The organism is Microbacterium paraoxydans (genome assembly GCF_019056515.1).
Taxonomy (GTDB): domain Bacteria; phylum Actinomycetota; class Actinomycetes; order Actinomycetales; family Microbacteriaceae; genus Microbacterium.
Genome location: NZ_CP064873.1, coordinates 3,179,093 through 3,199,068, shown reverse-complemented (window position 1 = coordinate 3,199,068; position 19,976 = coordinate 3,179,093). Strand labels below are relative to the sequence as shown.

The following is a 19,976-nucleotide window of genomic DNA, read 5'->3' as shown; positions in this document are numbered from 1 at the left end:
TCCTCCGTGTTTATTCCCCTCATCCTAGGGAGGAACCGCAGCCGGGGCACCAGGGCGTCCACGCGGCATTCAGGCGAACCACAGGAAACGGTTCTGCGCAAGCCCCGCGGAGAACCGCTTCTCCGGACCTAGCATCGCGCCAGGACGGAGCGCCGTGTCTGCGCGTCCTCGGAAAGGAGGCAGGTGGATGCCGCTCAAGACCCGCCAGCGGGACCGGTACAACCGCCGAGAGGCCCTCGCCGGCTATCTGTTCATCTCCCCCTGGCTCCTCGGATTCCTCATCTTCACGGCCGGCGCGATGGTCTACAGCCTGTACATCTCGTTCAGCAGCTACAACCTCGCCACGAACAGCGCCCGCCCGGTCGGCATCGACAACTACGCCAACCTCTTCGAGGATCCGCGGGTGGGCGTCTCGCTCGCGAACACGCTGTTCTATGTGGTGATGGCGGTGCCGCTGGAGATCGTGTTCGCGCTGATCCTCGCCCTGCTGCTCAACCGCGTCGGGCGGGGTGCGGGAGCGTTCCGCGTGCTCTACTACCTGCCGAAGATGACGCCGGCCGTCGCGACCGCCGCCGTGTTCTTCCTCCTCCTGAACGGCAACTCCGGGGCGATCAACCAGTTCCTCCGGGTGTTCGGCATCCAGGGGCCGCAGTGGCTCGTCGACCCCGCGTGGGTCAAGCCGAGCATCGTGATCATGACGCTGTGGACCGTCGCGGGGACCATGGTGATCTTCCTCGCGGCGCTGAAGAACGTGCCCGTCGAGCTGTACGAGGTGGCCTCGCTCGACGGGGCGGGACCGATCAGGAAGTTCTTCTCGATCACCCTCCCGATGATCTCGGGGGCGATGTTCTTCAACGTCATCGTGCTCTCGATCGCCGCGTTCCAGATCTTCGACCAGGCGTACCTGCTGTTCTGGCGGGATCAGAGCAACTCGTCACCGGAGGCGTCCCTCTTCTACGCGATCTACCTGTTCCAGCAGGCGTTCCGGCAGTTCAACTTCGGCTTCGCGGCGGCGATGGCATGGCTGCTCTTCGTCATCATCATGATCATCACGCTCATCCAGGTGAAGGTCGGCAACCGCTTCGTCTACTACGAGGGAGACCGCTGATGTCCCAGACCCTGCGTCAGGTCCCCGTCGAGGCGGAGCCCGAGAAGGCCCCGGGCACGTTCACGACCACCGTCGCCACCCGCTCGCGCTGGCGTCGTCGGCTGCGGCAGCCGAAGAGCCTCGCCGCCCGGATCGTGCTGAACATCATCCTCGTGCTGTTCGCGCTGCTGTTCCTGTACCCGTTCGCGTGGCTCATCGCGGCGAGCTTCAAGCCCCGGGGCGAGGTATTCGACAACGCCCTCATCCCGAAGACGTTCGTGCCGGAGAACTACGTCGAGGTGTGGAATCAGCTCCCGCTGCTGAACTGGATGGGCAACAGCATCGCCATCGCGCTGCTCGCCGCCGGTGCCGTCGCGATCTCCAGCTCGATCGTGGCGTTCGGGTTCGCCTACTTCCGCTTCCCGGGGCGCGGCCTGCTGTTCGGCCTCGTGCTCGCGACGATGATGCTTCCCGGCGCGGTGACGATGATCCCGATCTACCTCATTTGGAAGGAGACCGGACTCCTCGGCACCTGGGTGCCGCTGTGGGGCATGAACCTCTTCGGCTCGGCCTTCTACATCTTCCTGCAGCGTCAGTTCTTCCTCGGCCTGCCGCGGGAGCTGTTCGAGGCGGCGCGGCTCGACGGGGCCAGCGCCTGGGGACTGTTCTGGCGGATCGCGATGCCGCTGTCGATCCCGTCGTTCGTCATCGTGTTCCTGTTCGAGTTCCAGGCCAGTTGGAACAACCTGCAGGCCGCCCTCATCTACCTCAACGCCGGATCGGTGGACGAGTTCACCGCGCCGCTCGGCATCGCGTACGCCATGACCAAGTACAGCCCCACCGCGGGCGGTCACGGCGACTACCAGTACGTCATGGTCGCCTCCCTCCTGGTGACCCTCCCGATGCTCATCCTCTTCGCCTTCGGGCAGCGCGCCTTCATCGAGGGCGTCGCGACCCAGGGGCGAAAGGGATGACGAACCACAGATCGAAAGGAGCAGTCATGCGCACACGCATGCTGGGAATCACCGCGGTCGCCGCGGCATCCGTCCTCGTCCTCGCCGGGTGCGGCGGGGGAGGGGGAGACGACCAGGCGGCCGACGCCGACTTCGGGGCGGAGCCGAGCGGCACGCTGAAGGCGTGGGGCTTCGAGAACGCCGACGACGTCGGCACCTCGCGCATGGACTACGCCGCCGAGCAGCTGAAGGACGTCGAGGTCGACCTCGACGCGACGGCCTTCGACGCGCAGAAGTTCACCACCCGCATCGCGAGCGGCGACGTGCCCGACGTGGTGCAGATGGATCGCCGGTACGTGACCACGTATGCCGCGCAGGACCTCATCATGCCGCTCGACGAGTGCTTCGCGGCCCAGGACGTCTCGCCGCGCGACCACTGGTACCCCTTCGTCGTCGACGACGTCACCTACGACGACGCGGTGTGGGCGGTGCCGCAGTTCTACCAGCCGCCGGCGATCCTGCTGAACAAGGCCGTGCTCGACGAGGCGGGGGTGACGGCGGACGAGATCGACACCTCGAAGCCCGACGTGCTGCTCGGCGCGATCGAGAAGATGTACCAGGAGTCCGGCGGTGTGCCCACGCGGCTCGGTTTCGACCCGGTCGCGACCGGTCAGGCCGGGCTGTGGATCCTCGGCATGGGCGGCCAGCTCAACGACGACAAGGGGGCGCCGACCCTGGACGACCCCAGCAACGTGGCCGGCATCGAGATGCTCAAGCAGATCACCGACGCGCAGGGCGGCTTCGCGGCCGTCAAAAGCTTCACCGACTCGTTCGACGCCTTCGGCGACCAGAACCAGTTCGTCGCGCAGCAGGTCGGGGCGCAGGTGAACGCGCAGTGGTACCCGAACGTGCTGAGCCCCTACGCCGACCAGATCGACCTCGAGGCCGTGCCGTTCCGGAACGCCGACGGGGAGCCGTTCTCGGTCGCCTCCGGCACCGCGTTCGTGATCCCGGCCGGCGCGGAGAACCCCGCGGCGGCGTGCGCGTGGATGGTCAACCTCACCTCCGACGACGCGTGGAATGCGGCGGGTGAGGCGCGTGCCGAGACCCTGAAGACCGACGGGGGGATCAACACCGGGCTGTTCACCGGGTCGCCGTCCGCCGACCAGTCCATCCGTGAGACCTTCGTCACCGACAGCGGCAACGCCGGCTTCGACCAGGTCATCTCCACCTACTACGACGTGGTGGACTACGGGCAGTCGTTCGGCTCCTCCCCGGCGGGCCAGGAGATCCAGAACGAGCTCAACAACGCCATCACGGCGGCGCTGCTCGGGGACAAGTCGCCCGAGGACGCGTTGAAGGAAGCGCAGGAGGCCGCGATGCGGGCGTACGAGAACGCCACGGCCGGCTAGCCCGGCCAGACGCGGAGGCACGGCGCCAGGCGGGCATCCCCGCCTGGCGCCGTCCTTCGCGCAGGCGGGCGTGGATGATGGAGGCCTACCGATCGGAGGCCGACCATGGACCAGCGTGAGCTCGACGAGCGGATCCGCGACTACTACGAGGAGCAGTTCGACGAATCGGTGCGGTTGACGACCCGGTCGGCGCAGGGGCCGCTGGAGCACCAGCGCATCCAGGAGCTGATCGCGGAGCACCTCGCCGAGGGTCGCGTGATCGATGTCGGAGGCGGGGCGGGCGTCCATGCGCGTTCGCTCCTCGACCGCGGACATCGGGTCACCCTCGTCGACCCGGTGCGGGGTCATGTCCGGAGTGCGGCGGAGCGAGGTGTGGACGCCCGCGTGGGCGACGCGCCAGTGTTGACTGTTAACAGTCAACACTGGTAGCCTCGCGGTGTCGACAACACGGTCGACCCACGTAGAGGAGCAAAGATGCCCCGCATGCGCATCACTCGGGCGGCCGCTGCCTTCGCCGCCCTCGCCGCCACCGCTCTGGTGCTGTCGGCCTGCACGAAGGTCGACGAGAGCGAGGGGGCCGCCTCGACCTATCCCGAGGACGACATCCGGTTGATCATCCAGGCCAACCCCGGTGGCGGCTCCGACCTGTCGTCCCGCGCGCTCGCCACCGAGCTCGAGAAGATCCTCGGCGTCAGCGTGATCCCGGAGAACATGCCCGGCGCCGCGGGAGCGCTCGCGATGGAGTACGTCGGCTCGCAGGATCCGGACGGCTACGTCATCGGGTTCGCCCCGGTCGAGATCGCGATGCTCAACACGACCCAGAGCGCCGACGTGCTGCCCGACGACTTCGACCTGCTCGGACAGATCATGCTCGCCCCCGGCGTCATCACGGTGGGTGCCAACAGCGGCATCGAGACCCTCGACGACCTCGTCACCCAGGCGAAGTCCGGCGCGGTCACGGTCGCGAACTCCGGCGCCGGCTCGATCTGGGAGGCCGCCACCCTCGGTCTCGGCAAGGCCACGGACGCCGACTTCACCCCCGTCCCCTACGACGGTGGCGCCACGGCGGTCGCGGCCGCCGCGTCCGGTGAGACCGTCGCCGCCGTCTCCGGACTCGGCGAGGCCCTCGCGCAGGGCGAGGCCGTCCGCATCCTCGCGGTCATGAACGACGAGCGTCACCCGGACGCGGAGGACGTCGAGACGGTCGAGGAGGCCATCGGCGAAGAGGTCGTCTTCGGCGGCTGGGGCGGCATCTACGCACCGGCCGGCCTGCCCGACGACGTGCACGACGCCCTCGAGGCCGCCGTCAAGGAGGCTGTGGAGTCCGAGAGCTACCAGAAGTTCCAGGCGGACGCCGGCAACCTCGTGGTCTACCGCGACTCCGCGGAGTGGACCGGGTTCGTCGACGACCAGTTCGCCCTGTTCCAGGACCTCCTGGGCTGAACACCCCCGGTGGGGTCGGCACGCGCCGGCCCCACCGCGTCCTCCGACGAAGGAGCACCATGACCAGCCCCGACACCGCGGCCGAGTCGGCCGCGCCGGGCGGCTACGAGGGGGCGACCGCCTCGCGACCCCTCGAGATCGCGTTCGCCGCCGTCGCCCTCGCGATCACCGCCGGCTATCTCTTCCTCGCCACGCAGATCCCGCTGCGCCGCGAGGCCGCCCCCGGACAGATCGACGCCCGCTTCTGGCCGCTCGTCATCGGCGTGACCGGCGTCGTGATCGCGATCGCCCTGCTCGCCGTCGCGATCACGCGACCGGCACCCACGCGGGAGGATCTCGAGCGCATCCAGCCGGGCGGCGTCCTCCGGGTGGTCGCGACGATCGCGATCGCCGGTGCCTTCATCGCACTCTGGTCCCTCGGCTCGGTCATCCTCTTCGGCTACCGGATCGAGGTCTTCCCGATCGCCTGCGCCCTGCTCATGGCCGCACTGATGCTCCTCTACGGCCACCGCCGCTGGCTGAGCCTCGTCATCTACTCCGCCGCCGTCACGGCGTTCGTCTACGTCGTCTTCGGCATGCTCCTGAGGATCCCCCTGTGAACGCGCTCCTGGAGGGGCTGAACTCGCTCCTCGACATCTCGATCCTGCTGTACATGGCGGTCGGCCTCGTCCTCGGCTTCATGGTCGGCGCCTTCCCCGGCATCACCGCGACCATGGCCGTCGCGCTCGCGGCCGGCTTCACCATGACCCTCGAACCCGTGCAAGGCCTCGCGGTGCTGCTGACGATCTACGTCGCGGCGAACTTCGGCGACCGGGTGCCGTCCATCCTCATCAACACACCAGGGACTCCCGCCTCCATCGCCACCACCCTCGACGGCTATCCGATGGCGAAACAGGGCAGGGCCGGTCTCGCGCTGACGATCTCCGCGATCGTGTCGGCCGTCGGCATCCTCGCCTCGCTCGTGCTCTTCTCGGTCGCCGCCGTGCCGATCGCCAGCTTCGCCCGGGACTACTTCAAGTCGCCCGAGCTGTTCGCGCTCGTCGTCTTCGGCATCGCGATCATGATCGGCATCTCGTCCAAGTCGATGCTCAAGGGCATCCTCGCGGGCCTCTTCGGACTCATGCTCGGCAGTGTCGGAACGTACGCCGCCACGGCCGACCAGCGCTTCACGTTCGGTGTGCTGGAACTCGTCGAGGGCGTGAACTTCATCGCCGTCATCATCGGCCTCTTCGGCATCGCCGAGCTCTTCGACCAGCTCCTCACGCACCGGAAGTCGCACGTCCGGCCGATCTCGAGCCTCGGGCGGTGGTGGCCGAACCGCGCCGAGCTGAAGCAGAGCGGACGGGCCACCGCGGTCGGCGGCGCGGTCGGCCTCGGTGTCGGCCTCATCCCGGCGGCCGGCGGCGACATCGCCGGGCTCATCGGCTGGGAGCGGGCGCGCAAGGCGTCGAAGCACCCGGAGATGTTCGGCAAGGGGTCGATCGAGGGCGTCGCCGCGTCCGACACCGCCTCCAGCGCCACGCTCGGCGGCTCGCTGACCACCACGATGGCACTCGGCATCCCCGGAGACTCCGTGATGGCGGTGATGATCGGGTCGATGATCATCTGGGGCATCACCCCCGGGCCCACGCTGTTCACCAACCGCCCCGACCTCGTCGTCTCGATCGTCGGGATCATGCTCGTCGCGACCCTCCTGTCGCTCGCGCTGAGCCTCGTGCGGATGAAGGGCATGGTCAAGCTGCTCGACGTGCCGCAGCCGTATCTGTGGAGCGGCATCCTCATCTTCTGCATCATCGGCACGTACGCCACCTCGAACAGCCTGTCGACGGTCGTCACGATGCTCGTCTTCGGTGTGGTCGGCGTGCTGCTCAAGCGCATGCAGGTCCCGGCAGGACCCGTGGTCCTCGGTCTCCTGCTCGGTCCGCTCGCCGAGGAGAACCTCGCCCGCACGCTGGCGATCCTGCCGACGCGGCCGTTCTTCGAGGTCGTCAGCCCGATCGCCCTCGTCCTGCTCGCGCTCGCGGTGCTGTCGATCGTCGTGCCCGCGATCCGCGCCGCCCGCACGCCCCGCGCCGAGCGGGCCTCGTTGGAGGACTCGATCCTCCACACCGACAGCATCGTGCAGATCGAGAAGGCGCACGACGAGCTCGCGGCGCAGCCCGACCTGCTCACCTCCACCGTCCGCAACGTCGACGCCGGTGCGCGCCGGGGACGCGCCGACCGCAAGAACCGCAAGAGCACGACCCCCGAGGAGACCGAGAAGTGACCCGCTACGACATCCTGACCGCCGTCCCGACCGCGTTCCACCGCGACGGGACCCTCGACCTCGACGGGTCGCGTGCGATCTTCCGGTTCGTGGCCGACTCGGGGAACGAGGGCGCCTTCGTCCTCGGCACCACGGGCGAGTTCCCCGCCGTGGACGCGGACGAGTTCCGGGCGCTCGTGGGTGCCGCGCTGGAGGAGCTGGCGGACCGGATGCGCGTCATCGTGCACGTCGGACAGCCGAGCACCTTCGAGGCCGTGCGCCTGGTCGGCATCGCGAAGGAGCTGGGGGCCACGGAGTTCGCGGCCCTCACCCCCTACTACCTGCGTGCCACGGACGACGCGATCCTCGACTACTACCGCGCCGTCTCGGCAGCCGTGGGGGAGGGGCGCCTCTACGTCTACATCTATCCCGCGCGCAGCGGGAACCCCGTCTCGCCGGAGCTGCTCGTGCGCATCGCCGCCCTGCCGAACGTGGTCGGGGCCAAGGTGAGCGAGCTCTCGCTCGACGACATCGCGGCGTACCGCGCGGTGGTGCCGGCCGACTTCGAGCTCTACACCGGCGCCGACCGCGACCTCATCGCAGCCGTCGAAGCGGGCGCGCAGGGCGTCGTCTCTGGTGTCTCCTCCGTGACGCCGAAGCCCTTCCGCGCCCTTGCCGAGGCCGGACGCTCCGGCGATGCGGACGCCATCGCCGCGGCACAGGCCGCCGTGGACGACGTCGTCGCGCTCATCGGCGGCGACATGGCGCGCATGAAGGAGGCGTACCGCGTGCTCGACGTCGTGGACACGCACTGCCGTATGGCCATAGCCGAGCCCTCCGCCGACCAGCGGGCGGCCGTCGCGCAGGTCGTGGCCGCGCACCGCTGACGCGAATCCGGGACACGCACGGACGGGATGCCGCGGCCTTCGGGTCGCGGCATCTCTGCGTATCCCCTCGCTTGCTTGTCTGACAAGTAGCGGCGACCGGATGGTCACTTGACGACAGGTACGCGGACTGTCTAGGCTCATGAGCGGGAATTCCGCCGATGTCGCGAAGGAGCGAACGGAACATGTCAGACAAGATCGAGATCACCGGGTCCGACTTGTCGGACGCGCTCGCGCGCCGTCTGGCTCAGCACCTGCAGCGCTCCGGGCTGGAGATCGGCGACCCGCTGCCCACCGAGGCCGAGCTCGGCGCCGTCCTGGAGGTGGGACGGCAGCGTATCCGCGAGGCCCTCAGTGTCCTCGAGGCGTTCGGCATCGTGGTGTCCCGGCAAGGGGCGCGCCGGGTCTGGCGAGGATTCCGCGCCGCCGATCTCGCCACCCGCTGGATCGGCTTCGTCGACGACCCGGAGGCCGCCACCCGGGAACTCCTGGAAGTGCGTCACGCGCTGGAGACGTCTCTGCTGCCTCTGGTGATCCCGCGCCTGCAGCCGAGCGACCTGGCCCGTCTGCGGCTGCTCTCGGAGGAGATGGTGGAGCGCGCCCTGCGCAACGAGAGCTTCGCCGAGCTCGACCAGCAGTTCCACCGCGGGCTGCTCGCGCCGATGGGCAATGCGTTCGTGGATCAGTTCCTGCAGTCCTTCTGGGTCGTCTTCGCCGCCGCGCGACGCGAGGAGCCCGTCGAGGAGGATCCCGCCATCGCCGCGATGCACGGTCGCATCATCGATGCGATCGAGGCCGGCGACACCCGCCGGGCCGTCCATGAGCTGGACGCCCACTTCTACGGTGTCCGCAACCGCTATCCGGACATCGACTTCGGCACCACGGCCGCGCTGCCGGTCTGACCCTCCCCGCACCGGCGCGTTCTGCCGCACCCGTCTTGAAATCGATTTCGCACGACCCTCATCTGATCGACGAAGGAGTACGCATCATGAGATCCACCCGAATCCTCCCCGCCCTGGCCGCCCTCGGCGTCGTCGCCCTCGCCACCGGCTGTGCCAGCAGCGCCCCGTCAGGGGAGGGCGACGGCCCCGTCGAGATCACGTACTGGCTCTGGCAGGACGACGCGACCGACCCCACCTGGACAGAGCTCGCGGATGAGTTCAACGGCGCACAGGACGACGTGAAGGTCGTTCTGGAGACGATCCCGCTCGACCAGTACCAGAACCAGCTCGTGTCCTCCGCGATGAACGGCACCGGGCCGGACGCCGCCCGCAGCAAGGACTGGTGGCTCGGGCAGTTCGCGCCGCAGGGCGCCATCGCCGACCTGACCTCGTACGTCGACGGCTGGGACGCCTCGGACGACGTCGTCGACTCGCTCTGGGCGACGGGTCAGCTGCCCGGCGAGGACGCGGTGTACATGCTGCCCCACCAGTACACGACGCTCTACCTCTACTACCGCACGGACTACTTCGAGGAGCTCGGGCTCGAGGCGCCGCGCACCCAGCAGGACCTCCTCGACGCGGCGGCCGCCCTCACCGGTGACGGCCGGTACGGCATCGACGTCCGCGGCGGTGCGGGCGGACAGGACCAGTGGCTCGCGTGGATGTACGCCGGCGGGGCGTCGGTCGTCGACGACTCCGGCGAGGTCGTTCTGGACGACGCGAAGGGCGTCACGGTGAACGAGGACTACCTCCGCATCGTCACCGACCTGCAGGCGGCGCCCCCCGGATCGATCACGGCCGCCTTCGCCGACGTCAAGACGAACTTCGTCGAGGGCCTCACCGGCATGATGATCCACCACCCGGGTTCCCTGAAGGAGCTGCAAGGGGTCTTCGGCGACAAGCTCGGCGTCGTCCCGATCCCCACGGCCGACGGCGAGCCCGGCGCGACGCTCGGCAGCATGAGCGGCAACGTCATCCTCGAGGGCTCCGACAAGAAGGACGCCGCCTGGGAGTGGATCTCCTGGCTGAGCGAGGAGGCGCAGATGGAGAAGATCTCCGCCTCGCCGCAGGGTCAGCTGCCGGTGCTCGAGTCGGTCATCGACACCGAGGCGTACTCGTCCGACCCGCAGCTCGCGGTCGCCGTCGACGCGATCCCCACCGCCAAGACCTGGCCGGCGCTGGAGGGGGTGGCCGAGCTCGCCGCGAAGGAGTGGAACCCGCTCATCCAGCAGGCGTTCCAGGGCGAGATCAGCAGCCAGGACGTGCTGACGAAGATGTCCGACGTGCTGCGCTGAGGACCGACATGGCAAGCTCCACCCTCACGGAAGCGGTCGTCACCGGCCGGCCGGCCCCGCGCCGGCCGGTGACCCGGCTCCGGCGACGTGCGCGCCGCGGCTCGGTCGCCCCCCTCGTCCTGCTCGCGCCGGCGATCGTGCTCGTCGCGGTCTTCGCCGGGTACCCGCTCGTCCGCTCGATCTGGTTCTCGTTCAACGACGTGAGCGTCTTCACCGGCGTGCTCGAGTTCGTCGGGTTCCAGAACTTCGCCAGCGTCATCGGTACCGCGGAGTTCGTCCCCACGCTGGGCCGCACGGCGTTCTGGACCTTCGGTGCCGTCGCGCTCCAGCTGATCGGCGGGCTGTCGCTCGCGCTCATGCTGAACAACCGCTTCCCCCTGCGGGGCGTGTACCGCGGGCTCATCATGATCCCGTGGGCGACGCCGAGCGTCCTGGTCGCGCTGATGTGGAAGTGGATCCTCGACCCCAACAACGGCGTCCTCAACCAGTGGCTGCTGAACGCGGGGATCATCGACGCGCCGATCGAGTTCCTCTCGCAGAACAGCACCGCGCTGCCGACGCTCGTGATGATCGACGTCTGGCAGGGCATCCCGCTCTTCGCCATCATGATCCTCGCGGCACTGCAGAGCGTGTCCGGCGAGCTCAAGGAATCGGCGCAGATCGACGGGTGCGGCCCGGTCGGCGTGTTCCGCCACGTCGTGCTGCCCGCCATCCTCCCGACGATCCTCATCACGACGCTCCTGCGCCTGATCTGGACCTCGAACTACGTCGACCTCATCTTCATCCTCACCGGCGGCGGGCCGGGCACCTCCTCGACGACCCTGGCGCTGGAGTCCTATCTGACGACCTACAAGGCCAGCGACTTCGGCGCCGGCGCGGCGTACGCGGTCATCCAGGCCCTGTTCCTCGCCGTCTTCATCGCGCTCTACGTGCGCCTCACCCGGAAGGACACCACGCGATGAGCACGACAACCGCTCCCGTCCGCTTCGGCCGTCTCGCGGGACGGACCGGCTTCGCGATCGCCCTCCTCGGCGTGCTCGCGATGGTGCTCGGTCCCTACATCGTCATGTTGCTGACGTCGCTCACGCCCCGGGACGAGCTCGCCGGCGCCGGAGCGAACCTCATCCCCTCCGAGTTCACGACCGCGTCCTACGCCGAACTGCTGTCGACGACGCCGTTCCTGACCTATCTGCGGAACAGCCTCACCGTCGCCGCGATCGCCGTCCCGGTCACGCTCGTCGTCTCCACCGGCGCCGCGATCGCGATGTCGCGGTTCGACTTCCGCGGCCGCGGGGCCGTGATGATCGGGCTGCTGCTCGCGCAGATGTTCCCCGCCGTGCTGCTCGTGATCTCGCTGCAGGGGCAGCTGCGCGGGATGGGGCTGATGGACACGACGCTCGGTCTCGCGCTCGTGCACGCCGCGTTCGCCACGCCGTTCGCCACCTGGCTGCTCAAGGGGTTCGCGGACTCCATCCCCCGGGAGATCGAGGAGGCCGGCCAGATCGACGGGGCCTCGTCCGCGCAGATCGTCCGCATCCTCCTGCTGCCCCTGCTGCGGCCCGGGATGGTGGCGGCGGGAACCTACGCGTTCATCCTCACCTGGAATGAGTTCCTCTACGCCCTCACCTTCACCTCGCAGACGGCGACGCGCACCCTGCCGGTCGGGCTGCACCTGTTCATCGGCGAGTACCAGATCCGGTGGGACCTCCTCACCGCGGGCGGCGTGCTCTCGGTGCTCCCCGTCGTCGTCGGCTTCCTCCTCGTGCAGAAGCGCCTCGTCGCCGGTCTCGCCGCCGGCGCCGTCAAGGGCTGAAGCTCCCGTCCCCTCCTCGTCGTCCCGGAAGGACCACGCATGAAAATCGAATCGATCGACCTCCAGCTCTCCCGCATCCCCCTCCCCAAGGGGCCGTGGGGAGACCAGATCCATCGGGTGACCCACATCGAGATCATCCTCGCCGACATCACCACCGACACCGGGCTGGTCGGCACCGGCTTCAGCCACACGTCTGGTGTCGGCGGTCAGATGATGATGGCGGCGCTGCGTGAGCTCATCCCCACGCTCATCGGCCGCGAGGTCAATCCGCGGGCCGTCTGGCAGCACTCCTGGCAGCACCTGCGCGACAACGGCCCCGGCGGGACCACTACGCTCGCCCTCGCCGCGATCGATGTGGCGCTGTGGGACCTGCTGGGGCTGCACTACGAGCAGCCGCTCGCGAAGCTCCTCGGCCAGGTGCGCGACCGGGTCGCACTGTACGGCAGCGGCATCAACCTGAACCTGTCCGCCGAGGAGGTCGTCGAGCAGGTCAAGGAATGGAAGGCCGACGGGTACGCCGCCGGGAAGGTCAAGGTCGGCAAGCCGGACCTCGAAGAGGACGTCTACCGGCTCACCAAGATCCGCGAGGCGGTGGGCGAGTATCCGCTCATGGTCGATGCGAACCAGGGATGGACGTACGGGGAGGCGGTCCGGGCGGTCACCCGGTTCCGCGACCTCAACCTCTACTGGGTGGAGGAGCCGCTGCGCGTGGACGACGTCGCCTCGCATGCGCGCCTCCGGGCCCGCTCGCCGATCCCGATCGGGCTGGGGGAGAACGTCTACACGCTCCAGCAGTTCAACCAGTACCTCCTCGCCGACGCGTGCGACTTCATCCAGGCCGACGTCGGTCGCGTGGGCGGCATCACGCCCTACATGGACATCGCCGCCCTGGGCCGGGCGTACAACGCCCCGATGACGCCGCACTTCGTGATGGAGCTCACGGCGAACGTGCTCTGCGCGGTGCCCAACGCCCTGTTCGGCGAGATGACGGACGGGGGCACGCTCAGCGACCTCGGCGTCATCGTGCCGCAGCGGCCGCAGAACGGGTTCTTCGTCCCGACCGGAGCGCCGGGGAACGGCCTGGAGTACGACCGCGAGAACCTCGCGCGGCACGCGGTGAGCTGAGGGAGACGAACGACATGACGGACATCTTCGACCTCACCGACCGCATCATCCTGGTCACCGGCGGCCTCGGCCAGATCGGATCGGCCTTCGTCCGGGAGCTCCACGGACGCGGTGCCCGGGTGGCCGTGGCATCGCGCACCGTCGACGCCGCACGCCTGCAGGAGGTGTTCCCCGAGATCGCCGACAGCCCGCGCCTCCTCGGCGTCTCCGTGGACATCGTCTCGAAGGACAGCGTCGAGGCCGGCCTCGACGCGATCGTCGAGGCGTGGGGTGCGGCGCCGGACGGCGTGATCAACAACGCCGGTCTGGACACCCAGCCGAGCGCGCCCCCCGAGGTCTCCGGGCCCTTCGAGGACTTCCCCCTCGAGGTGTTCCGGGAGGTGGTCGACGTGAACCTCGTCGGCACCTTCCTCGTCACGCAGGCCGCCGGCGCCCGGATGCGCGCGGCCGGCACGCCGGGCTCGATCATCAACGTCGGCTCGATCTACGGGATGGTGTCGCCGGTGCAGGACATCTACGCCTACAAGGAGGAGCAGACCGGGGTGCCGTTCGTGAAGCCGGTGGCCTACTCGGCGGCGAAGTCGGGGCTGTACAACCTCACCCGGTACTGCGCGACGTACTGGGGCCGACAGGGCATCAGGGTCAACACCCTCACCCCCTCCGGCGTCGGTCGGGACACGCAGGACGCGGCGTTCCAGCAGAACTACACCGCGCGCATCCCGATCGGACGCATGGCGGAGGCGACCGACTTCAACGGGGCCGCGGTCTTCCTACTCTCGGATGCCTCGCGCTACATGACCGGAGCGAACCTCGTCGTGGACGGGGGTGGACCGCATGGTGACCACCGCGGCGGACCTCGGGGTGCTGATGGCGGCGATCGCCACTCCCTACGACGCGGACGGGGCGGTGGACACCGGACTGCTCTCGACGCTCGTGGAGGACTACGTCTCCCGCGGCGTCGAGGGGATCTACTGCTGCGGGTCGTCGGGGGAGGGTCTCCTCCTGTCAGCGGATGAACGGACCGCGGTGGTGGAGACCGCCGTGCGCGCCGCCGAGGGGCGCATCCCCGTCGTCGCCCACGTCGGCGCGCTGTCGACGCGGGAGGCGATCGAGCTCGGACGGCGGGCGCAGCGCGCCGGCGCCTCCGCCCTCTCGATGATCCCGCCGATCTACTACTCCTTCGGCATCGAGGCCGTCCTCGACCACTACCGCGCGGTGCTGGACGCCGTGGACCTCCCGCTGATCGTCTACAACATCCCGCAGTTCACGGGGACCGAGTTCACGCTGGAGACGGCCGGAGAGCTCTTGGGCGATGATCGCGTGATCGGTCTCAAGCAGACCGCGCACAACATGTACGCCCTCGAGCGCATGAAGGCGGCGTTCCCCGACAAGGCCTACATCAACGGGTTCGACGAGGTGTTCGTGCCCGCGCTCGCCGCCGGTGCCCGCGGGACGATCGGCACGACCGTGGGGCTCCAGGTCGAGCTCTTCCAGGCGGCGCGGCGCCTCCTCGACGCCGGCGACCTGGTCCGAGCGCAGCGGGTGCAGAGCCGGATCAACCATGTCATCGCCGAGCTCGTCGCGGTCGACGTCTTCCCCGCGGCGAAATACCTCTCCGGTCGCAGCGCGGGAGGTGCAGGAGCGCTGGGGGACTGCCGTCGTCCGTTCCGACCGCTCTCGGAGGCGGCTCGGACCCGGCTCGATGCTCTCGGAGCGACTCTCGATCGATTCCTCGCGGAGGGCTGAGGCTGAAACCGGTTACAGTGGGTGCCCATGGCCACGATCTACGACGTCGCGCGGCGGGCCGGCGTCTCCCCGGCCACGGTCTCGCGCGTCTTCAACGGCACGAGCGTGTCGGAGGAGAAGGCGGCGGCGGTGCGGGCGGCGGCCGAGGAACTGCGCTTCACCCCGAACCGGACGGCGCGTACGCTGCGGACCCAGAGCTCCGAAGTCATCGCCCTGGTGATCCCGGACATCGAGAACCCGTACTTCACCGAGATGGCGCGCGGCGTGGAGGATGCGGCGTCCGAAGCGGGGTATTCCGTCGTGCTGTGCAACTCCGACGCCCAGGCCGAGAAGGAGGCGACGTACCTCCGGATCGCGATCGCCGAGAACATGTCGGGCGTCATCATCGCGACGGCGGACGAGCACTCGGATCTGGGGCCGGTGCGGGCGACGGGACGGCCGGTCGTCGCGGTGGACCGTCGCACGGACGCCGACATCGACGGTGTGGTCATGGCCAACCGGGAGGCGGGCGCCGCAGCGACGCAGAGCCTGCTCGACGCCGGGTATCGGCGCATCGCGTACATCGGTGGCCCCGCGCACATCGACACCGCGGCGGAGCGTGCGGAGGGCTGGCGGGAAGCGCTCTCGGCGATGGATTCCGATCATGACCTCTCCTCGCTCCAGCGCTTCGCCACGTTCCGCGTCGACGGCGGGCGCGCGGCCATGGAGGAGCTCCTCGCGCTGCCGGAGCCGCCGGACGCGGTGGTCGCCGGGAACAACCTCATCGGTGTCGGCGCGATCCAGGTCCTCACGGAGCACGGACTCACCCCGCCGCAGCTCGGCGTCGCGGTGATCGGGTCGCTGCCCTTCACGACGCTGTCGCCGTCCGCCGTCACCGTCGTGAGGCTCCCCGCGCGCCTCATGGGTGTGACGGCGGCGCGGATGCTGCTGGATCGTATCAAGGGCGACGAGCAACCGGCCCGGACGATCGTCCTCTCCGGCGAGGTGCAGCGCGCGGCCGCGCGCGCCTGAACGGGGCGTCGCTACTGCGAGCGCCAGAATCGCGCCGCGAGGTTCGTCATCTCCTTGTCGAGATCGTCGACCTTCACCTCCAATCGATCGAGGCGGTGATCGAGGCCGTCGAGCCGCGCGGTCATCTCGCCACGGAGGCCGATCATCTCGCCACGCAGCCCGATCATCGCCCCGTGCAGCGCACCCATCGCCGCGCGCAGCCCGCCGACCTCGCGCATCATCACTGCGTGCAGCGCCGCCAACGCCCCGTGGAGTCCGCTGACCTCGTTCGTCATGTCGGTGCGGAGGCCCGCGGTCTCGGTTGTCGTGTCGGTGCGGAGGGTGCCGATCTCGGTGGTCATGTCGGTGCGGAGGGTGCCGATCTCACTGCGTAGTCGTGTGGTCTCGGTGGTCATCTCGGTGCGAAGGGTGCCGATCTCGGTGGTCATCTCGGTGCGGAGGGTGCCGATCTCGGTGGTCATGTCGGTGCGGAGGCCGGAGATCTCGGTGGTCATCTCGGTGCGGAGGGTGCCGATCTCGCCGGTCATCTCCCCACGCAGCCCGCCGATCTCCGCACGGAGCACGCGGCCGAACTGCGTCGTCATGAGGGTCATGCCGCCGAGCATCGTCGTCACGAAGATGCCGATCAGCGTCCATACCTGTGGGTCATTCAAGGGCATGCCTCGAGTCTCGATCGGAGGGGTCAGGATGTCACGGTATTCCGGTGCTGAACCGGCGTTTTTCCGGCCGGAGGCGAAGACTGTGGAGACTCTCGATATCGGTCCTCGTGGTGCAGAAGCGGTCGGCTCCTTGCGCCTTGAAATCGATTTCGCGTAGCCTGGGTCCAGGCCTGCACGGCCCGTCGGGATCAAAGGAGAGACCATGCGCTGCACCCTCGGGGTGGACATCGGCACGTCCAGCAGCAAGGGCGTCCTCGTGGACCCCGCCGGCACGATCCTCGCGACGGCGACCCGCGCGCACGATGTCTCCCGTCCGCAGTCCGGATGGGTCGAGATGGACGGCCGGATCTGGTGGGACGAGTTCGTCGAGCTGGCCACCGACCTTCTCGCCGCGGTCCCCGACGCGGAGGTCGTGGGCGTCGGCGTGAGCGGCATGGGCCCGTGCGTCCTGCTCACCGACGAGGACGACGAGCCCGTGCGCCCCGCGATCCTCTACGGTGTGGACACCCGTTCCACGGCGCAGATCGAGCGCATGACGGCGGAGCTCGGCGTCGAGGAGATCACCCGCGTGGGTGGCTCGACGCTCACCTCGCAGGCCGGTGGGCCGAAGCTCGCCTGGGTCGCCGACGAAGAGCCGGAGTCCTGGCAGCGCGCGCGGCGGCTCTACATGCCCGCCTCCTGGCTGGCCCGCAAGCTCACCGGCGCCTACGTCCTCGACCACCAGTCGGCCAGCCAGGTCTCGCCGCTGTACGACATCGAGCGCGAGCAGTGGCACGACCCCTGGTGGCAGCGGTTCGCCGGGACGATCGAGCAGCCCCCGCTGCGCTGGGCCGGGGAGATCGCGGGCACCGTGACCGCCGCTGCAGCGGACCTGACCGGCCTGCCCGAGGGGACTCCGGTCATCACCGGCACGATCGACGCCTGGACCGAGGCGGTGAGCGTCGGCGCCCATGAGGTCGGCGACCTCATGCTGATGTACGGCACGACGATGTTCCTCGTCGCGACCGGGGAGCAGACGCTCCGCACGCCCTCGATGTGGACGACGGCCGGCGCCTTCGCGGGCACGCGCAACCTCGCCGGCGGGTTGTCCACATCCGGAGCGCTCACCGCGTGGCTGAAGGACCTCTCCGGCGCCGACTACCCGGCGCTGCTCGCCGAGGCGGAGGAGTCGGGTCCCGGCGCGAACGGCCTGCTGATGCTGCCGTACTTCGCCGGTGAGCGCACCCCGATCCAGGATCCCGACGCCCGCGGCGTCATCGCCGGGCTCACCCTCCGGCACACCCGAGGAGACCTCTATCGCGCGGCCCTCGAGGCCACCGCGCTGGGCGTGCGCCACAACGTCGAGACCATGCGAGCCGCCGGCGCCGACATTCGCCGCATCGTGGCGGTCGGCGGCGGCACGCAGGGACGGCTGTGGCTGCAGATCGTCTCGGACATCACCGGGCTCGTGCAGGAGGTGCCGCAGACGACGATCGGCGCGAGCTACGGGGCCGCCTTCCTCGCGGCGACCGCCACGGCCGCCGACGGGGCCGCGCCCGCGATCACCGACTGGAACCCCATCGCCGACACCGTCCGCCCGGACGAGGCGCTGCGTCCTTTCGCGGACGCCCTCTTCGACCGCTACGTGCGCCTGTACGACGGCTCGAAGGACGTCGTCCATGAACTCGCCGCCGCCCAGCGCGACGGATCCCCCACCCCCTCGACCCCGGAGAACTCATGACCGCCTATACCCTGCCCACCCCGGCATCCCGTCCCACCGCTGCGCCGAAGACCGCGTACCTGATCGCCTCCGGCGACCTGCGCGAGTCGGCCAACACGGGCGGCTGGCCCACCCAGGTCGAGCTCGAGGCCGGGGTCACCGGCGTGCTGAACGACCTCGGCTGGACGGTCGTCCGCGCCAATGAGGTCGACCCGGAGACCGGTCACGGCTTCATCTCCAGCCAGCGCATGGGTCTCGAGGTGTTCAAGAACATCCCCGTCGACGCGCCGCTCATCGTCGCCGAGGCCGTCTGGCAGTACTCGCACCACGTGCTCGCGGGCCTCCGCACGCACGAGGGCCCGATCCTCACGGTGGCGAACTTCGCGGGTGACTGGCCCGGCCTCGTCGGCCTCCTCGGCCTCAACGCGGGCCTGACGAAGATGGACAAGCCGTACGCGACGATCTGGTCGGTCGACTTCACCGACGACTGGTTCCGCGACGGCATCCGGGAGTGGACGGAGACCGGCGCCATCACCCACGATGCCTCCCACGTGCGTCCGCTCCCCGCACTGCCGGACAGCCCGGAGAAGCAGCTCGGCGAGGCGCTCGCCGCGGAGCTGCGCGCCGAGAAGGCCATCATCGGCGTCTTCGACGAGGGCTGCATGGGCATGTACAACGCCATCTTCGACGACGAGCTCCTCAACCAGACCGGCATCTACAAGGAGCGCCTGTCGCAGTCGGCTCTCTACGCGGAGATGCTGAACGTCACTGAGGAGGAGGCCGACGCCGCCTACGACTGGCTGATCGAGCGCGGCATGACCTTCCGCTACGGCGAGGACGCCGCGACCGAGCTCACCCGCGAGCAGGTGCAGTGGCAGCTGAAGATGTACATCGCCGCCCTCCGCATCGCCGACGACTTCGGCCTCGACGCGGTCGGCATCCAGTACCAGCAGGGCTTGAAGGATCTCGTTCCGGCGTCGGACCTGGCGGAGGGCATCCTGAACTCCACCGAGCGCCCGCCGGTGACCTCGCGCGACGGCTCCCGCGTGCTGCACGAGGGGCGCGCGTTCCCGCATTTCAACGAGGCCGACGAGGGCGTCGCCGTCGATGCGCTCGTGACCGACCGCGTCTGGCGGGCGATGGGGCTCGTCCCCGACAACACTCTCCACGACGTCCGTTGGGGCGAGGACTACGACGGGCAGTTCGTGTGGGTGTACGAGATCTCCGGCTCGGTGCCGGCCTCTCACCTCGGCGGCTGGCAGAACGCGGAGGGGTGGCGCCAGGGTCACGTGTTCTTCCCCGCGGGCGGCGCCACGATCAACGGCGTCTCGAAGCCCGGCGAGGTCGTGCTCTCCCGGGTGTTCATCGCCGAGGGCGTCCTGCAGGCGGACATCTTCCGGGCGTCGGTCGTCGAGCTGCCGGCGGAGGAGACGCAGCGCCGGAAGGACGCCACGAACCCGGAGTGGCCGATCGCCCATGTGGTGCTGCACGGCATCTCGCGCGACCAGTTCATGGCGCGGCACAAGGCGAACCACGCGCAGCTCGTCTACGCGCCCGACGCCGAGACCGCGGACAGGGCGCTGATCGCGAAGGCCGCGATGTTCGACGGCATGGGCATCAAGGTCAACCTCGTCGGCGACGTGGCGATCTGAGGCCGCGGGCC

General features: G+C 69.4%; 19 protein-coding genes. 18 read left to right on the top strand and 1 reads right to left on the bottom strand.

Annotated elements, in window-relative coordinates; genetic code table 11:
* Nucleotides 1-187: 187 nt before the first annotated feature.
* The 16 genes from IZR02_RS15640 (at nucleotide 188) to IZR02_RS15565 (ending at nucleotide 15,955) form a co-directional block, all read left to right on the top strand.
* Nucleotides 188-1,108 (top strand): carbohydrate ABC transporter permease, encoded by a 921-nt coding sequence (locus IZR02_RS15640; protein ID WP_025102661.1) that lies wholly within the window; start codon nucleotides 188-190, stop codon nucleotides 1,106-1,108.
* On the top strand, nucleotides 1,108-2,061 hold the full coding sequence (locus tag IZR02_RS15635) for a carbohydrate ABC transporter permease (protein WP_025102660.1): 954 nt from the start codon (nucleotides 1,108-1,110) through the stop codon (nucleotides 2,059-2,061). The genes IZR02_RS15640 and IZR02_RS15635 overlap by 1 nt, the downstream gene beginning before the upstream one ends.
* Before the next feature lie 26 nt (nucleotides 2,062-2,087).
* On the top strand, nucleotides 2,088-3,452 hold the full coding sequence (locus IZR02_RS15630) for an extracellular solute-binding protein (protein ID WP_025102659.1): 1,365 nt from the start codon (nucleotides 2,088-2,090) through the stop codon (nucleotides 3,450-3,452).
* Between the two features lie 105 nt (nucleotides 3,453-3,557).
* Nucleotides 3,558-3,881, top strand: coding sequence for a class I SAM-dependent methyltransferase (locus IZR02_RS15625; RefSeq protein ID WP_025102658.1), 324 nt, complete (start codon nucleotides 3,558-3,560; stop codon nucleotides 3,879-3,881).
* A 54-nt stretch (nucleotides 3,882-3,935) separates the two neighbouring features.
* On the top strand, nucleotides 3,936-4,895 hold the full coding sequence (locus IZR02_RS15620) for a tripartite tricarboxylate transporter substrate binding protein (RefSeq protein ID WP_231729519.1): 960 nt from the start codon (nucleotides 3,936-3,938) through the stop codon (nucleotides 4,893-4,895).
* Nucleotides 4,896-4,954: 59 nt separating this feature from the next.
* On the top strand, nucleotides 4,955-5,494 hold the full coding sequence (locus IZR02_RS15615) for a tripartite tricarboxylate transporter TctB family protein (protein WP_025102656.1): 540 nt from the start codon (nucleotides 4,955-4,957) through the stop codon (nucleotides 5,492-5,494).
* Entirely contained in the window at nucleotides 5,491-7,161 is a 1,671-nt protein-coding gene (locus tag IZR02_RS15610; RefSeq protein ID WP_062765595.1) for a tripartite tricarboxylate transporter permease, read from the top strand. The genes IZR02_RS15615 and IZR02_RS15610 overlap by 4 nt, the downstream gene beginning before the upstream one ends.
* Nucleotides 7,158-8,027 carry a dihydrodipicolinate synthase family protein gene (locus IZR02_RS15605; RefSeq protein WP_025102653.1) on the top strand — a complete coding sequence of 290 codons (870 nt, stop codon included), beginning with the start codon at nucleotides 7,158-7,160 and terminating at the stop codon, nucleotides 8,025-8,027. The genes IZR02_RS15610 and IZR02_RS15605 overlap by 4 nt, the downstream gene beginning before the upstream one ends.
* A 182-nt stretch (nucleotides 8,028-8,209) precedes the next feature.
* A complete protein-coding gene (locus IZR02_RS15600; RefSeq protein WP_025102652.1) occupies nucleotides 8,210-8,926 on the top strand; it encodes a FadR/GntR family transcriptional regulator in 717 nt (238 codons plus the stop codon).
* Nucleotides 8,927-9,012: 86 nt separating this feature from the next.
* Nucleotides 9,013-10,260 carry an ABC transporter substrate-binding protein gene (locus IZR02_RS15595; protein WP_025102651.1) on the top strand — a complete coding sequence of 416 codons (1,248 nt, stop codon included), beginning with the start codon at nucleotides 9,013-9,015 and terminating at the stop codon, nucleotides 10,258-10,260.
* 8 nt (nucleotides 10,261-10,268) lie between these two features.
* The gene (locus IZR02_RS15590; RefSeq protein WP_025102650.1) at nucleotides 10,269-11,222 is read left to right on the top strand and encodes a carbohydrate ABC transporter permease; all 954 of its coding nucleotides are present in this window, start codon (nucleotides 10,269-10,271) and stop codon (nucleotides 11,220-11,222) included.
* Nucleotides 11,219-12,073 carry a carbohydrate ABC transporter permease gene (locus tag IZR02_RS15585; RefSeq protein WP_025102649.1) on the top strand — a complete coding sequence of 285 codons (855 nt, stop codon included), beginning with the start codon at nucleotides 11,219-11,221 and terminating at the stop codon, nucleotides 12,071-12,073. The genes IZR02_RS15590 and IZR02_RS15585 overlap by 4 nt, the downstream gene beginning before the upstream one ends.
* A gap of 39 nt (nucleotides 12,074-12,112) precedes the next feature.
* On the top strand, nucleotides 12,113-13,198 hold the full coding sequence (locus IZR02_RS15580) for a mandelate racemase/muconate lactonizing enzyme family protein (RefSeq protein ID WP_025102648.1): 1,086 nt from the start codon (nucleotides 12,113-12,115) through the stop codon (nucleotides 13,196-13,198).
* 14 nt (nucleotides 13,199-13,212) lie between these two features.
* Complete coding sequence (locus IZR02_RS15575) at nucleotides 13,213-14,214, top strand: SDR family oxidoreductase (RefSeq protein ID WP_217316528.1); 1,002 nt, start codon at nucleotides 13,213-13,215, stop codon at nucleotides 14,212-14,214.
* Entirely contained in the window at nucleotides 14,105-14,944 is an 840-nt protein-coding gene (locus tag IZR02_RS15570) for a dihydrodipicolinate synthase family protein (protein ID WP_217316606.1), read from the top strand. Before IZR02_RS15575 ends, IZR02_RS15570 begins: the two co-directional genes overlap by 110 nt.
* 27 nt (nucleotides 14,945-14,971) lie before the next feature.
* On the top strand, nucleotides 14,972-15,955 hold the full coding sequence (locus IZR02_RS15565) for a LacI family DNA-binding transcriptional regulator (protein ID WP_025102645.1): 984 nt from the start codon (nucleotides 14,972-14,974) through the stop codon (nucleotides 15,953-15,955).
* Nucleotides 15,956-15,966: 11 nt separating this feature from the next.
* Here IZR02_RS15565 and IZR02_RS15560 read toward each other — a convergent pair whose 3' ends face one another.
* The gene (locus tag IZR02_RS15560; RefSeq protein WP_025102644.1) at nucleotides 15,967-16,614 is read right to left on the bottom strand and encodes a DUF1640 domain-containing protein; all 648 of its coding nucleotides are present in this window, start codon (nucleotides 16,612-16,614) and stop codon (nucleotides 15,967-15,969) included.
* A 202-nt stretch (nucleotides 16,615-16,816) separates the two neighbouring features.
* On the opposite strand from IZR02_RS15560, the gene IZR02_RS15555 reads away from it, so the two are divergent.
* Both IZR02_RS15555 and IZR02_RS15550 read left to right on the top strand, forming a co-directional pair.
* Entirely contained in the window at nucleotides 16,817-18,334 is a 1,518-nt protein-coding gene (locus IZR02_RS15555; RefSeq protein WP_025102643.1) for an FGGY-family carbohydrate kinase, read from the top strand.
* The gene (locus IZR02_RS15550) at nucleotides 18,331-19,965 is read left to right on the top strand and encodes a fucose isomerase (RefSeq protein WP_025102642.1); all 1,635 of its coding nucleotides are present in this window, start codon (nucleotides 18,331-18,333) and stop codon (nucleotides 19,963-19,965) included. Before IZR02_RS15555 ends, IZR02_RS15550 begins: the two co-directional genes overlap by 4 nt.
* The last annotated feature ends 11 nt before the right edge of the window (nucleotides 19,966-19,976 follow it).